The sequence below is a fragment of the Mesorhizobium sp. B283B1A genome, from assembly GCF_020165735.1.
Classification (GTDB): domain Bacteria; phylum Pseudomonadota; class Alphaproteobacteria; order Rhizobiales; family Rhizobiaceae; genus Mesorhizobium; species Mesorhizobium opportunistum.
This window is the reverse complement of sequence record NZ_JAIUIQ010000012.1, coordinates 121,833-136,880: the sequence shown is the minus strand read 5'-3', so window position 1 is coordinate 136,880 and position 15,048 is coordinate 121,833. Positions and strand designations below refer to the sequence as shown.

13 protein-coding genes are annotated in these 15,048 nt (G+C 64.0%); 5 read left to right on the top strand and 8 right to left on the bottom strand.

Going from position 1 to position 15,048, the window contains the following annotated elements; genetic code table 11:
- Window positions 1-10: 10 nt before the first annotated feature.
- Window positions 11-1,735 carry a heparinase II/III family protein gene (locus LB577_RS13060; RefSeq protein ID WP_224686996.1) on the bottom strand — a complete coding sequence of 575 codons (1,725 nt, stop codon included), beginning with the start codon at window positions 1,733-1,735 and terminating at the stop codon, window positions 11-13.
- Between the two features lie 310 nt (window positions 1,736-2,045).
- On the opposite strand from LB577_RS13060, the gene LB577_RS13055 reads away from it, so the two are divergent.
- On the top strand, window positions 2,046-2,978 hold the full coding sequence (locus LB577_RS13055) for a phytanoyl-CoA dioxygenase family protein (protein ID WP_224686995.1): 933 nt from the start codon (window positions 2,046-2,048) through the stop codon (window positions 2,976-2,978).
- Between the two features lie 58 nt (window positions 2,979-3,036).
- Here the strand turns inward: LB577_RS13055 and LB577_RS13050 are convergent, their stop codons facing one another.
- Together LB577_RS13050 and htpX are read right to left on the bottom strand one after the other, a co-directional pair.
- Window positions 3,037-4,431 (bottom strand): RsmB/NOP family class I SAM-dependent RNA methyltransferase, encoded by a 1,395-nt coding sequence (locus tag LB577_RS13050; RefSeq protein WP_224687018.1) that lies wholly within the window; start codon window positions 4,429-4,431, stop codon window positions 3,037-3,039.
- Window positions 4,422-5,441: a zinc metalloprotease HtpX gene (gene htpX, locus LB577_RS13045; RefSeq protein WP_224686994.1), complete on the bottom strand. Its 1,020-nt coding sequence runs from the start codon at window positions 5,439-5,441 to the stop codon at window positions 4,422-4,424. Before htpX ends, LB577_RS13050 begins: the two co-directional genes overlap by 10 nt.
- 102 nt (window positions 5,442-5,543) lie before the next feature.
- On the opposite strand from htpX, the gene LB577_RS13040 reads away from it, so the two are divergent.
- Window positions 5,544-5,765 (top strand): DUF1674 domain-containing protein, encoded by a 222-nt coding sequence (locus tag LB577_RS13040; RefSeq protein ID WP_224686993.1) that lies wholly within the window; start codon window positions 5,544-5,546, stop codon window positions 5,763-5,765.
- 82 nt (window positions 5,766-5,847) lie between these two features.
- Here the strand turns inward: LB577_RS13040 and LB577_RS13035 are convergent, their stop codons facing one another.
- The gene (locus LB577_RS13035; RefSeq protein ID WP_224686992.1) at window positions 5,848-6,513 is read right to left on the bottom strand and encodes an HAD-IA family hydrolase; all 666 of its coding nucleotides are present in this window, start codon (window positions 6,511-6,513) and stop codon (window positions 5,848-5,850) included.
- A gap of 169 nt (window positions 6,514-6,682) precedes the next feature.
- On the opposite strand from LB577_RS13035, the gene LB577_RS13030 reads away from it, so the two are divergent.
- The gene (locus LB577_RS13030; RefSeq protein WP_224686991.1) at window positions 6,683-7,552 is read left to right on the top strand and encodes a transglutaminase-like domain-containing protein; all 870 of its coding nucleotides are present in this window, start codon (window positions 6,683-6,685) and stop codon (window positions 7,550-7,552) included.
- A gap of 504 nt (window positions 7,553-8,056) precedes the next feature.
- Window positions 8,057-9,325, top strand: coding sequence for an SAM-dependent methyltransferase (locus LB577_RS13025; protein ID WP_224686990.1), 1,269 nt, complete (start codon window positions 8,057-8,059; stop codon window positions 9,323-9,325).
- On the opposite strand, the gene LB577_RS13020 is transcribed toward LB577_RS13025, so the two are convergent.
- Window positions 9,326-10,072, bottom strand: a complete 747-nt coding sequence (locus LB577_RS13020; RefSeq protein ID WP_224686989.1) for an MOSC domain-containing protein — start codon at window positions 10,070-10,072, stop codon at window positions 9,326-9,328.
- Entirely contained in the window at window positions 10,072-12,027 is a 1,956-nt protein-coding gene (acs, locus tag LB577_RS13015; protein ID WP_224686988.1) for an acetate--CoA ligase, read from the bottom strand. Before acs ends, LB577_RS13020 begins: the two co-directional genes overlap by 1 nt.
- A 315-nt stretch (window positions 12,028-12,342) precedes the next feature.
- On the opposite strand from acs, the gene LB577_RS13010 reads away from it, so the two are divergent.
- Complete coding sequence (locus LB577_RS13010; protein WP_013892414.1) at window positions 12,343-12,615, top strand: usg protein; 273 nt, start codon at window positions 12,343-12,345, stop codon at window positions 12,613-12,615.
- A 156-nt stretch (window positions 12,616-12,771) separates the two neighbouring features.
- Here LB577_RS13010 and LB577_RS13005 read toward each other — a convergent pair whose 3' ends face one another.
- Both LB577_RS13005 and LB577_RS13000 read right to left on the bottom strand, forming a co-directional pair.
- Window positions 12,772-13,806, bottom strand: a complete 1,035-nt coding sequence (locus LB577_RS13005; protein WP_023766030.1) for an aldo/keto reductase — start codon at window positions 13,804-13,806, stop codon at window positions 12,772-12,774.
- Window positions 13,807-13,849: 43 nt separating this feature from the next.
- A complete protein-coding gene (locus LB577_RS13000) occupies window positions 13,850-15,031 on the bottom strand; it encodes an MFS transporter (protein WP_224686987.1) in 1,182 nt (393 codons plus the stop codon).
- Window positions 15,032-15,048: the final 17 nt, after the last annotated feature.

Sequence of the window (15,048 nt, the reverse complement as noted above, 5' to 3'; positions counted from 1 at the left end):
TGGAATTGCTTCAGTTGTTTTCCGGGTAGCCGGCGATGCTGGTGCGCGTCAGCTGCCAACGGACTTCGGCCACATCGGACGCCTTGAACGCAAGCACGATCTGGCGGTTGCGGCGCGGGCCGCCAAGACCGGCGAAATAGATCGATTCCTCGACCTCCGGCACCACTTCGCTCGAGGTGAACACCCAGGTGTCGGCCTGATCGGCGGTCAGCACCAGGCGGTCATGCTCGTCCTGCAAAAGGTTGATGTCTGGATGGATATGGAAGCGCACGGTGACGAAGTCGCGGCCGTTGTTGCGGATCTCGGCATTGCCGGGCCGCTGGAACCGGTCCCTGCCGGCGAGCACATTGCCGTTCGAGGACAGTTTCAGGTCGCGCTCATGCAGGAAGCCGAAGCGCTGGAGATAGCCATCATGACGGGCGATGAAGCCGTGAACGCCCTTCTGGTCGGTGCGCTTGCACTGGACATGCTGCGGGCCGCCAATCAAGGGCGAACCCAGCTGATCGTTGACCCGCAGCGAGTGGGTGAACCGCGCCGAAGAGGTGTCGTTGATGGTGGCGGTCGAGTGCGCGGCGGTAGCGCGGGCCAGCGGCCGGAACTCGGCGGCGCCATAGGTGTCGATGCCGGCGTTGACGATGTAGTGCTGGCGGCCCGACGACAGTTCGAAGGCGAGACAGCCGGCGTGGGCCGCGTTGGACACGTCGACCGGCGGCGGCAGGCCGGTATCGGCAATGACGGTGGTGCCGCCCATCGACAGCCGCTCATAGCCCGAATGCGGCGCGTGCAGCAGCGGAGCTCCGGCGGTGTCGTCGTGGCGCAGGATGGTGGCGATACGGTCGTGGATCGTGGCGCCCATGCCGTTGAAGCGGGCCAGGCTGCCATCCTGGTGGCGGAAGAAGCGCAGCGCCGGCAGCATGCGGTCGATCGCGCCGATCAGCGCCTGCGGCGGCGCCTCCGCCTGGTTGGCGTAGGTCTGGCGCAGCGGCAAAAGATCGGCGAGGATTTCCAGCACCGTCATCGGATTGCGTGAGATATGGCCGCCGTCGGCGAGGATCTGGCGGTTGAGTTCCTCGGCCAGGTTGCGGGTGGCACCGCGCAGCGCCGAAGCCGGCGCCGGCAGGGAAAGCGCCGCGAAGGCCAGCGCGATGCGGGCCCGCAGCCGGTCCTTGCCGTCAGGCATTTCGCGGGCCATCGACCTCAGGTAGCGGATCTGGACGGCCAGCGATTTCAGGAAGGCGCGATAGAACGGAAACTCCGCGCCTTGCAGCACCACGGAAGAATGCTGCAGCCAGGCGATGATGCGCTTGGCCGTGATGCCAGGCTCCCAGGCGATGCCGGAAATATGGCTGCCATGCATGGTGATCCAGTCGGAAACCAGAGCGCGGGCATTGGCGGCGGCAAGCTCGGTGCCGGCTGCGCGCATGTGGCGAAGCCAGCGAAAGCCATGCAGCGTCTTTTGCCAGCCGTGATTTGGAACATTGATCTGGAAGGGTGACTTGCCGCCGGTCTCGACCAGATGCCCCGACAAGGGATAGCGGCCGTAATAGATCTCAAGCGCGATCTGCGGGTCGGCGAGGCGCAAGTCCGGCGGCGCGATAAGCACGCGTTCGGGCGTGCGCCCGGAATAGCGCCAGCGATAGACTGGCCCGGCGCGCAAGCGCCGGCGCGTCTTGCGCCAGAACTCCTTCGCGACAAGCGTCCAAAGACGCGTCGTGTTGCTGGCAACCAGTGCCAAAAGCCCTCCTGGACGTCCTCTACCCCGGTGCAAGTTTATACGATTCAAGAACTTATGCGAAGGCCGATTTCGCCTGATCGAGCCACTTCACGCGGCCGTGGCCGGGTCGTCCCTAAAAAAGTCACGTCTTTTCCGGGTCATACACCCGGTTCATGCCGCGACTTAGGTCCTCTTGTGGCGTGGCGATCGGCACAAGGCATAGTGCCGGCTGGTCATGAGCGAAAGAGTCCGGGTCGATTTTCCACCCATGGGAAGAGTTGAGATATCAAGCTATTGTTCTGCCAAGGTCGAAGCCATCCAGGTGATTGAAATGTCGATATCAGCCGGCGAACAGCCATTGCGGGGCGCCCCGCCGGTTGCCTTGACAGCCAACGGCAAGGTGCTGTCGACGATGCCGAACAGGCTGGGCTACCTTTCCCCGACGGACCCTTCCATTGGCGTCGAGGCCATTCGCCGCCTTTTTGGAACGCAAGGCTATGTCTGGCTGAAAGGGCTCTTGCCGCGCGGTGAGGTGATCGAGTTTCGCGGCTGGGTGCTTTCCCATCTTGCCGATAGCGGACTTTTGAAGCCGGCGACCAACCCTTCGCTCGGTATCGCTTCCGATAGTGCTATCGATCACCAGCTCGCCAATCGCCGCTTGATGTCGGTGGTCCGTTCGGCGGCCTATGAGGGCTTTTGCGCGCAGCCGCGCCTATCGCGCCTGATGGACGCTTTCACGGGCGGGTTATCCTACCTGCACAAGCGAAAGATCATGCGCTTCACCTTGCCTGGCACCGCCACCGCGACGCCCGCGCATTACGATCTCGTCTACCTGCGCGGCGGCACAAGCCGCGTGGTGACGGCCTGGATACCGATCGGCGATGCCTCGATCGACATGGGAGGTCTCATCTATCTGGAGGGATCGCATGCCATTGGCGCTACCCTGGAGGCACAATTCGCCAGGGACAATGCCGATCTCGGTCCTGAGGAACGCATCAGCGCCTACAACCGCAATATGACAGAGGGTGGATGGGTATCGAAGGACCTGCCTCACATGGCGGAACAGTTCGATACAAGGTGGCTGATGGCGGATTTCGAGGCGGGCGACATCGTCCTTCACTCGCCCTACATGATCCATGCCTCCACGACAAACCAGAGCAAAAACGGACTGATCCGGCTGTCGACGGATATCCGCTACCAGAATGTCGACGACGAAATCGATGCTCGTTGGGGCAACCACTGGAGCCTGGACGACATGCTCTAACTCTTTGTTTTGACGCAATTCCGGACGGAAAACCGTTCACACTTTTCCTGGAATTGCTCTAAAGAGCTCGGCGCATGCGCGCGGCGAAGAAGCCGTCCAGACCCGAGCGCTCCGGCGCTCCGAGATCGAGATCGGCGGGCGTGGTGCGCAGCGTGCCTTGCGCCGTCAGGAACGAATCGATGCCGGCAATCTCTCCCTGATGCAGGGGATCATCGGTGACTGTCGGTGTCGCCTTGAGGAACGCGCGATGGAGATCCTCGCCTTCGATCGGGTCGAGCGAACAATTGGAAAAGACGATCCGGCCGCCCGGCCTGACCAGGGTGACGGCGCGGGCAAGCAGCCTGTTTTGCAGATCGGCGAGTTTTTCGACATCGGCCGCCGTCTTGGTCCAGGGCACGTCGGGATGCCGGCGCACCGTGCCGGTCGACGAGCAGGGCGCATCGAGGAGCACGGCGTCGAACAGTTCCGCCGGCTCGTATTTGATGAGGTCGGCCTGGACGATGTCCGCGGCAAGGCCGAGGCGGTCGAGATTCTGCGCCAGCCGGGCCAGCCGGTTCTTCGAGGTGTCGACGGCGGTAACCCTGGCTCCGGCCAGGATCAGCTGTGCGGTCTTGCCGCCGGGCGCCGCGCAGAGATCGGCGACGCGCAGTCCCCTGACATCGCCGAACAGCCGGGCGGGAAAGCTGGCCGCCGCATCCTGCACCCACCAGGCACCCTCCGCGAAGCCGGGCAGTTCGATAACGGGGCCGGCAAGATTTTCCACTCGAACCGTTCCGGTCGGCAGCACGATGCCGCCGAGCTTTTCGGCCCAGAGTTCGGGATCGGCCTTGACCGTGAAGTCGACCGGCGCCTCATGCCGGTGGGCGGCGAGAATTTGCTTCGTCTTGTCGGCGCCATAGGCGGCCTTCAGCCGGTCGGAGAACCATTTTGGCGCTTCGTCGGTGGCGGCAAGGGCGGCGGGCAATTCCGTTTCCTTGGCGCGCGCCAGGGTGCGAAGCACGCCGTTGACCAGGCCGGAGAAGCGCTGCGTGCGCGGGTCGGATTTGGCGTGGGTCACCGCCAGGTCGACAGCGGCGCTGTCGGGAATGTCGAGAAACAGGATCTGCGCGGCCGCCACATGCAGGATGTGGGACAAAGCGGTGGCGTTGGGCGGCAGGGACTTTTCCAGGCGCCGCGCCAGCAACACCGTAATGGTCATGCGATAGCGCAGCGCGGTGACCAGGATGGCTCGCACCAAGCCACGGTCGCGCAGATCGAGCGCCTTGTATTGCGGATGGCCGTTCTCGTGGTCGGTCAGCCCGTCGAGCGGCGTCCTGGCATCGATGACAGCGGCAAGCAAGCGCGCCGCCGCCTTGCGGGCGGCGAGACCAGCGACGAATTCGCCGCCGTCCTTGTGTTCCTGGTCGCCTGAAACCGTGCGTCGAGGTCCTCTGTCCGCCACGCTCACGACCACCGGCCCTTGGGCCCGGTCGGGTTGCGACCCCATGGATTGGAGTTCGGCCTGGCGGGTTCGCCCGACTGTGCCGGTGCGGCCGGCTTGCCCCACGGCCCGGCCGATTGCGGTTCGTCAGCCCGCGGCGGCACGGGCGCCCCGCGGCCTGCCGTCCGGGGGGCACTGTCGCCCATCTGCCGCGCCATCTCCTGCAGCGCAGCGATGCGGTTCTCGGTGGCCGGGTGGGTAGAGAACAGACTGTTCATGCGCTCGCCGTGTAGCGGATTGATGATAAAGAGATGCGCCATCGCCGGATTGCGCTCAGCATCGGGGTTGGGAATGCGTTCGGCGCCACGGGCGATCTTGTCAAGCGCCGATGCCAGCCACAGCGGGTGTCCACAGATTTCGGCGCCGCGCCGGTCGGCCTCGTATTCGCGGGTGCGGCTGACCGCCATCTGCACGATCATCGCGGCGAAGGGCGCCACGATCATCGCCGCCAGCACGCCGACAAAGCCGAACGGGTTGTTGTCGCGGTTGCCGCCGAGGAAGAAGGCGAAGTTGCCGAGCATCGAGATGGCGCCGGCAAAGGTGGCGACGATGGTCATGGTCAGCGTGTCGCGATGCTGGACGTGGGCGAGTTCGTGCGCCATGACGGCCGCTACTTCCTCATGGGTCAGCCGCTGCAGCAAGCCGGTGGAGGCGGCAACCGCGGCGTTCTGCGGATTGCGGCCGGTGGCGAAGGCGTTCGGCTGGGGACTGTCGATCAGATAGGTTTTGGGCATCGGCAGGCCGGCCTGCTGGGCCAGCGCCTGGACGATGGCGTAATATTCCGGCGCGTTCTTCTCGTCGACCTCGAAGGCATGGTTCATCGACAGCACCATCTTGTCGGCGTTCCAGTAGCTGAACAGATTGGTGCCGGCGGCGATCACCAGCGCGATCATCATGCCGCCCGACCCGCCGATCAGAAAGCCAACGCCCATGAACAGCGCCGTCATCGCGGCAAGAAGCATGGCGGTGCGAATGGTGTTCATCGTCTGCTCCTGTCCAGATCGCGAAAGGGGGTCGATAGTCCTAGGCTCATCGCTATATGATGGGAAACGCCTGTCCCTGTTTCAATCCGCTGGAAATATCGCATGAACGACGAACCCAGTAAAACGCCGGCCGAAACCGATGGCGACACCCCGCCAAAAGAGCTGACGCCAGCCGCCCGCCGTGCCCTGGCGGAAGCCGATGCACGGCGGCAAGACTATCGCCGCAAGGAAGCCGCGCTGGCGAAGGAAATCGGCGGCCGTGGCGGCAAGGAACCCGGCCGCTACGGCGACTGGGAAGTCAAAGGTCTGACCAGCGATTTTTAGGGTGTGTTGAAATTCAGGTGAGACCGGCCACCATTTTCGACTCGGCCTGACCTGAATCCCGACACACCCGATAACGCCACACCTAGGCGGCGTCGCGCTGCGCCTCAAGCGCCAGCCAGCCGCGCTCGTCGACGGTGATGCCGACCGCATCGTAGCCGGCGATCGCGGTATGTTGCGTCGCCATCGGATGCTGGTGCGTGGCGTTGATCACCATGACCGCGGCTTCCGCTGCCTCGGCCGCCGCGATGCCGGCAGGGGCATCCTCGAACACCAGGCAGTCGCTCGCGTCGAAGCCTAGCCGTCTTGCGCCGAGCTGGAAGCAGTCGGGCGCCGGCTTGCCTCGGGATACGTCTTCCGCCGCGACGAGAACGGCGGGAACCGGAATGCCGGCAACCTTCATGCGTGCAAGCGCCAACGAGCGTGGCGCGGAGGTCACGATCGCCCAGCTCTCGGGAGGCAGCGCCTCGAGAAACGCCACGGCGCCGGCGATCGGCATAATGCCATCGAGATCGTCGGCCTCGGCTTTCAGCAACAGGTCGGCCTCATGCGCCGGATCGACGCCTGGGAGGGCAAGGCCGGTGATGGTCTCGATCGCCCGCACACCGTGGATCGTCGGCAGGAAGGCGGCGACGTCGAGGCCGTGACGACGTGCCCAATCGCTCCACACCCGCTCCGCCGAGGCGATGGAATTGATCAGCGTGCCGTCCATATCGAAGAGGAAGGCGGCGAATTTTCTGCCTGCAAACATGATTTTCCTTGAAGTCCGGGGAGCGCGTCGAGGGAGGGCGCAACCGTAACGTCAAGGCACCGACATGGGAAGGCGCGAGGGTGTCTTTTCGGACGCTCCAGGGAACCACGGCTCCCCTCCGGCGTTTCAACGACACTGCTTTCCATGACGATTGAAGGGGGGACGTGTGATGCTGATCCGGCTCGGCTATGAAATCGCCATTGAATGCGCCGAGGCCACTCCGGTGATTTCGCTGCTCGAGATCCACAAGGACAGGCAGGCCGACATCAAGCGGCAGACGCGCGTGCTGACATCGCCTTCCGTGCCGACCAGGCTCTACCATGACATGCACGGCAATGCCTGCCGCCGCTTCACCGCGCCTGCCGGAGGCTTTCGCATCCTCTACGACGCGGTGGTCGAGGACAGCGGCGAACCGGATGAGGTCAACACGCTGGCCAGGGAGCTACCGGTGTCCGAACTGCCCGACGAGGTGCTCGGTTATCTCCTCGGCAGCCGCTACTGCGAGACCGATCATCTCAGCAATCTCGCCTGGCAGCTGTTCGGTCACCTTCCATCCGGCTGGGCGCGGGTGCAGGCGATCGTCGACTATGTCCACAACCGCCTGTCGTTCGGCTACGGCTATGCGCGTTCGACGCGCACGGCGGCGCAGGCGCATGAGGAACGGGTCGGCGTCTGCCGCGACTTCGCCCATCTGGCGATCACGCTCTGCCGCTGCATGAACATCCCGGCGCGTTATGTGAACGGCTATCTCGGCGACATCGGCGTGCCGATCGATCCGGCGCCGATGGATTTCTCGGCCTGGATGGAAGTGTTCCTGGACGGCAAATGGTACACGTTCGACCCGCGCCACAACCGGCCCAGGATCGGCCGCGTCGTCATCGCGCGCGGCCGAGACGCCACCGACGTGCCGCTGCTGCACAGCTTCGGCCCGCACCGGCTCAGCCTGTTCAAGGTTTGGACCTATGAACAGGAAGGCAGGCTGTTCAATCCGCCCTACCACGGCATCGACAAGACGGTCAGCGCACGGATGCTGGCCTAGCCTCTCACCATTTCGGTTTTGCGGACATCTGGTCCGCTTCGGCGCAAAGCGCTGTGCCGCAACAGGAGGTCGCCGGGTGTGCCGCGATCCCTGGGTCCAGACGATCGCCAGCAACATCGAAACCCTAGCGCTGACGAAGTAGGCTCGCCCCAAAAGGAAAAGGCCGCCGCTTCTTGCGAAGCCGGCGGCCTTCCGTGTTTCCGTCCATGGCGCGGCCTGTGGCGGCGACCGAAGGGTCACCCTCCGCGCATCTCGCGCCTTAACGGGAAGACTGCTTCCCGAAAGTGCAATCCTGCGAGGCCACGTTCTGGAAAACGAAATCACTCGACATCGGATCACCTCCTTTCGATTTGTTGAACACATGGACATGATGGGGTGCGTTGCAGCAAATGACAAGGTGCCTCGCTGAAAAAGGCACCTGCCGGAACCGCGGAGCATTTCAGGGCGCTTGCGATCCCCGCGTCAAATGGACAAGATCGCGTCATCGAGCCGCAGGGAGGGAGCATGGACGCTACCGAGAAAGCCGCGCGCGTCGTTCGAACGGTGATCGAAACGCTGAAGCCCGGTTTTGCCGTCAGGCTGTGGACCGGCGAGCGGATCGGCCCCGCCGGCGGGCCGGTGCTCACCGTCAACGACCAGGATATCGTTTGGCAGGTTGTGAGGCGACCGTCTTTGTCGACACTGATCGAGATGTGGATTTCCAAGACCATAGACATCGAAGACGGGACGCTGTTCGATTTCTATGCCCTGCCGTCGCAAGGCAAGCTGCGGACCAAGCTCAAATCGCTGCCGAAGCTGGCGATCCTGCGCGACCTGCCTTCCGTGCTTTTGTCACGCAAGCAGATGAGCGCGCGGACCGATCTGTCCGGGCGCAATCCCTATGTCAGCGGTTCGAGCCAGGAAGCGATCCAGCATCACTACGACATTTCGAATGCCTTCTACCGGCTCTTCCTCGACGAGCGCATGGTCTACAGCTGCGGTTACTTCAAGGATTTCGCCAACGGCATCGACCAGGCGCAGGCCGACAAACTCGACCACATCTGCCGCAAGCTCCGGCTGAAACCGGGCGAAAGGCTGCTCGACATCGGCTGTGGCTGGGGCGCCATGCTGATCCATGCCGCGAAGAATTACGGCGTCGTCGGTCACGGCGTCTCGCTGTCGCAGGCCCAGACCGATCTTGCCCGCGAGCGCATCCGCGCCGAGGGGCTGGAGGACAAGATCACCATCGAGATCAAATCCTATGCCGAGCTCACCGGCTCTTTCGACAAGATATCGTCGATCGGCATGTTCGAGCATCTGGGTATCGCCAACCACGCCACCTACTTTTCCACCATCCACCGGCTGCTGAAGCCGGGCGGCATCTATCTGCATCACGCCATCACCCGGCGCAGCAAGGGCGACATGAAGAAGACCCTGCGCAAGGGACCGGAATACAAGGCATTGCTCAAATACATCTTCCCCGGCGGTGAACTCGACACGATCGGCATGACAACAGGCAATCTCGAGGCGCACGGTTTTCTCGTCTACGATGTCGAGAATTTGCGCGAGCATTATGCCCGCACCTGCAGGCTGTGGGCCGAGCGGCTGCAGGCCCGCTTCGATGAGGCAGTCGCCGAGGTCGGCGAGGCCAAGGCGCGGCTGTGGCTGCTTTATCTGACTGGCTGTTCGATCACCTTCGAGCGCGCCTCGGCGCAGATCTTCCAGACCGTCGTCACCAAGCGCGCACGCGGCCCGAGCGGCCTGCCGCCGACGCGGGCCGATCTTTATCGGTGACTACACGAACCGCATCTCGTCGCCGAGCTTGATGCTGGCCGGCTTGTCGACCGTGCAATATACCCCGAGATTGTGCGCGTTGTGGCGGACCAGGTTGCGCAGGATGCCGGGGTCGTTGTCGAAGCCGTCCTGGGCGATGATGGTGAAGCCGCAGCGGCGGCATGGTTCGGAGATGGTCAGCAGGAGATCGCCGATCGCCAGCCTGCGGCCGATCCATTCCGTCTCCGGAAACGAGCCTTCGATCGCCGCCATGTCGACGACGATGTTGGGGCGGAAGCGGCGAGGGTCGGCGGCGCCTTCCGGATGCAATGCCTTCAGGCGCGCCAGCGAAGCCGTGGTCAAGAGATGAATGGGCGCCTTGCGGTAGCGCTCCGCCGTCAACGGGCCGGAATAGCCAGGCGCATTCTCCTGGCTGAACGGCCGGAGCGAGGCTTCGAAGCCGAGATAGGCCGACACCGCGCGGTCGCTCTCGACGCCGGGAGCAGGCAGCCATTCGCCGCCGGGGATGGCGACCTCAAGCTGGCGAGCGGGGTTCAACCGGGTGCGGATCAACGGCACCTTGTGCCATTTCTCGGCCCGGTCTGGCCGGGCGATCTCGTTGTCGGATGCATCGACCAGGCCGAACATGCGGTCGCCCTCGATGCTTTCGAGTGCAACGGAGATCGCCTCCAGGCGTTCGCCGGCGAGCGAGCTCGCCGGATAGCGCCAGAGTTCGCTGACAGTGCCGCGCAAGGCCGCGTCCCGCATCAGCCCTTCTTGTTCTGCCGGTTGGCGACCAGGTCGTCGACCACGGCTGGATCGGCGAGTGTCGAGGTATCGCCAAGGGCGGCAAAATCGTCCTCGGCGATCTTGCGCAGGATGCGGCGCATGATCTTGCCGGAACGTGTCTTGGGCAGGCCGGGGGCGAACTGGATCTTGTCGGGCGAGGCGATGGCGCCGATCTCCTTGCGGACATGGGCGACAAGCTCCTTGCGCAGCTCTTCGGTCGGTTCGGCACCCTTCATCAAGGTGACGTAGCTGTAGATGCCCTGACCCTTGATGTCGTGCGGGTAGCCGACGACCGCGGCCTCGGAGACCTTCTCATGGCTGACCAGCGCCGATTCGACTTCGGCCGTGCCCATGCGGTGGCCGGAGACGTTGATGACGTCGTCTACACGGCCGGTGATCCAGTAGTAGCCGTCAGCGTCGCGGCGGCAGCCGTCGCCGGTGAAGTACTTGCCCTTGTAGGTGGAAAAATAGGTCTGCACGAAGCGGTCGTGATCGCCATAGACGGTGCGCATCTGGCCCGGCCAGGAATCGGTGATGCAGAGGTTACCGTCGGCCGCCCCTTCCAGCACCTTGCCTTCGCCGTCGACCAATTGCGGCTTGATGCCGAAGAAAGGCCGCGTCGCCGAACCCGCCTTGAGGTCGGTGGCGCCGGGCAGCGGCGTGATCAGGATGCCGCCGGTCTCGGTCTGCCACCAGGTGTCGACGATCGGCACCTTGCCGTTGCCGACGACGTTGAAATACCACTCCCAAGCTTCCGGGTTGATCGGCTCGCCGACCGATCCCAGCACGCGCAGCGACTTGCGCGAGGTCTTCTTCACAGGGTCATTGCCGGCGCCCATCAGCGCACGCAATGCGGTCGGCGCGGTGTAGAAGATGTTGACCTTGTGCTTGTCGATGACTTCCCAGAAGCGCGACTGCGATGGGTAATTCGGCACGCCCTCGAACATCAGCGTGGTGGCGCCGTTGGCGAGCGGGCCATAGACGATGTAGCTGTGGCCGGTCACCCAGCCGACATCGGCGGTGCACCAGTAGATGTCGCCGTCGTGGTAGTCGAAGACATATTGGTGCGTCATCGAGACATAGACGAGGTAGCCGGCGGTGGTGTGCAGCACACCCTTCGGCTTGCCGGTCGAGCCCGAGGTGTAGAGGATGAACAGCGGATCCTCGGCCTTCATCTTCTCCGGCTTGCACTCGGCCTTCACCATCGCGACCTCGTCGTGGTACCAGACGTCGCGGCCCGGAGCCCAGCCGATCTTGCCGCCGGTGCGGCGCACGACGACGACGTTCTTGACCATCACATGCTGTCTGGCGGCGATGTCGATCGCCTTGTCGGTATTGTCCTTCAGCGGGATCGGCTTGCCGCCGCGCAGGCCCTCATCTGCGGTGATGACGAAGGTCGATTCGCAATCGACAATGCGGCCGGCCAGCGCATCCGGCGAAAAGCCGCCGAAGACGATCGAATGGATGGCGCCGATACGGGTGCAGGCCAGCATCGCATAGGCGGCCTCCGGGATCATCGGCATGTAGATGGTGACGCGGTCGCCCTTCTTGACGCCGTGCTTCTTCATCACATTGGCGAGCCGGCAGACATGCTCGTAAAGCTCGTTGTAGGTGATCTTCTTGTCGTCGTAGGGATTGTCGCCTTCCCAGATGATGGCGGTCTGGTTGCCGCGCTTCTTGAGGTGGCGGTCGATGCAATTGTAGGAAACGTTGGTCAGCCCGTCCTCGAACCACTTGATCGAGACCTTGCCGTCGAAGGAGGTGTTCTTGACCTTGCTGTAGGGCTTGAACCAGTCGATGCGCTTGCCGTGCTTGCCCCAGAATTTGTCCGGGTTCTTGATGCTGTCGGCATACCATTTCAGGTAGGTATCGTTGTCGATCAGCGCATTCTTCTTCCACGCCGGCTGGACGCGATGGACATGAACCTCGGACATTCCTGACTTTCCTCCCGAACCAATCCGCCGGCTTGAAATGCCGGCGGGATCGCGGTGACACGACCGCGAATTCGGCGGCATTATTACCAGTTCCGCCGTTACGGCAATATTAGACGTTGGATTCGCGCGGCGGGATGCCGCAGGTAGGCTTTGGAGGGTTGTCAGCACTCGGTCGAGCGCGCTGCTAACTGCATGTTTTCGCGTGGTAAAGCCGGTTTCGATGAAGAAAAAATCAATAGACGGTTAAGCAACGGCGCGCACAATCGGCCTTGGGAGGAGAGGAGAATCAACAAGGGACCGCCCAGGGGGACCGCAATGCGCGATCATGCCGAAATGGACCTGATGCTCAAAGGCTATGGCCTGACCACGGCCAAGATTCTGTACCACTTTCCCGATCACCCGCATTTGCTGCAGAGCTTTATCTGGCAGGACTACGACATCGCGCCGAAGTTTCCGGTGCTGATCAAATTCATCGAGTTCTGGAAAGCCAAGCTCGACGGGCCGCTGCACTCGATCAGCTACACGCACCAGAAACTGATCGCGCCGAACGAGTGGCGCAAGGTGGATGGCGAGTTCGTGCTGCACTGAGGCGAGTTGGTTTGTTGAGGTTGGGGCTCTACGGCGCCCCCCTCTGTCCTGCCGGACATCTCCCCCTCAAGGAGGGAGATTGGATGTCGTGACGACTTTCGCCAGTATCGAGAGGGGGGGCGCTGTCCCGCGAGTCTCTCGTTAATTGCGGGGGGTTCAGACCGCCGGCGGGTTGAGCCGGGCGAATCCCTCCTGGCGTCGGTAGGGGAAGTACGGGTAGGGTGCGGTGACTTCGCTGGCGGCGTCGAGCTTTTTCATCTGCTCCGGTGTCAGCGTCCAGCCGACGGCGCCGAGGTTCTGGCGCAGCTGTTCCTCGTTGCGGGCGCCGATGATGACCGATGACACGGTCGGGCGCTGCAGCAGCCAGTTGATGGCGATCTGCGGCACGGTCTTGCCGGTTTCCTGCGCCACCGCGTCAAGCGCATCCATCACCCGATAGAGATGCTCGTCCTCGACCGGCGGACCGAAGCTCGCGGTGTCGTGCAGCCGGCTCGTTTCCGGCAGAGGCTGGCCACGGCGGATCTTTCCGGTCAGGCGGCCCCAGCCAAGCGGGCTCCACACCAGTGCGCCGACGCCCTGGTCGAGGCCGAGCGGCATCAGCTCCCATTCGTAGTCGCGCCCAACCAGCGAATAGTAGACCTGGTGCGCGACATAACGCGGGTAGCCATGCTTATCCGCTTCGCCCAGCGACTTCATCACTTGCCAGCCGGAGAAATTGGAGACCCCGACATAGCGCAGCTTGCCGGCGCGCACGAGCGCGTCCAGCGTCGACAAAACCTCGTCGATCGGCGTGCCGGCATCGAAGGCGTGCAGCTGCAGCAGGTCGATGTAGTCGGTGCCGAGGCGGTTCAGCGCGGCATCCACGGCCTTTATCAGACGCGAACGCGACGAGCCGTAGTCGGCCGGTCCGTCGCCCATCGGCAGCGAGGTCTTGGTCGAGATCAACACGGCGTCGCGGCGGCCTTTTATGGCTTCGCCGAGCACCTCTTCCGAGGCGCCGTTCGAATAGACGTCGGCGGTGTCGAACAGATTGACGCCGGCCTCGAGGCAAATGTCGACCAGCCGGCGCGCTTCCCTGGCGTCGCTGTTGCCCCAGGCGCCGAACAGCGGGCCAGAGCCGCCAAAGGTTCCCGCGCCGAATGAAAGTGCGGGCACTTTCAGGCCCGATGCGCCGAGAGGTCGATAGTCCATTTTTCTACTCCTGATGATATCGAAAACGGATTGCGGGCGAGCCTTACGAGTTGGCGCAGACAGGCGTGCCGAGCGAGGCGCTGCGGTCGAGGCGCAGCGCCAGCCCGGCGACGCCGAGGGCCGCGACCGGCAGCAACGCGGCGACCCAGGTGAGCGCGCCAAGGCCGAGGCCGTGGGCAATGACCGCGCCGCCAAGCCACGCACCGCCGGCATTGCCGAGGTTGAAGGCGGCGATGTTGAAGGACGAGGCAAGGCTCTGGCCCGCGCCTTGGGCCTTTTCCAGCACCCACATCTGCAGCGGCGCGACGGTGGCGAAGGCGGCGGCACCGAGCAGACCGACATAGATCACGGCCATCACCTGGCTGTGGATGGCGAAGCTCATGGTTACGAGCACCAAAGCGAGCGCGACGAGGCTGCCGAGCACGGACGGCACCAGCCAGCGGTCGGCGACCTTGCCGCCGGTGAGATTGCCGGCGATGAGACCGCCGCCGAAGACGAGCAGGATCGGCGATACCGCCGCTTCCTTGAAGCCCGAGAGCTCGGTCAACAGCGGGGCGATGTAGGTGAAGACGGCGAAGACGCCGGCATAGCCAAGCACGGTGGTGGCGAGGCCGAGCAGGACGGGCGTGCGGCGCAGAACGGCAAGATCGGCGCGCAGGTCGCTCTTCTCGGGTGCTGTCCGGCTGCGCGGCACCAGGGCCAGGATGACGGCGAAGGCCGCCAGGCCGACCGCGGTTACCGCCCAGAAGGTCGCGCGCCAGCCGAAGGCCTGGCCGAGCCAGGTGCCGAAGGGCACGCCGAGGATGTTGGCGATGGTCAAGCCGGTGAACATCAAGGCGATCGCCGAAGCCTTCCTGTTGGGTGCGACAAGGCCGGTGGCGACCACCGAGCCGACGCCGAAGAAAGTGCCGTGGGCAAAGGCGGTGATGACGCGGGCGCCCATCAGCGTCCAGTAGTCGGGCGCCAGCGCACAGGCGAGATTGCCAAGCGTGAAGATCGCCATCAGCGCCAGCAGCACGGTCTTGCGCGGCCAATTGCCGGTGGCGATGGTGAGCAGCGGGGCGCCGATGACGACGCCCAGCGCATAGCCCGAAATGAGCTGGCCGGCGGCCGAGATCGAGACGCCAAGGTCTTTGCTGACATCGAGCAGCAGACCCATGATGACGAATTCGGTGACGCCGATGCCGAAGGCACCGGCGGCGAGGGCGTAGAGAGCAAGAGGCATGGTGGTTCCCACTTCGG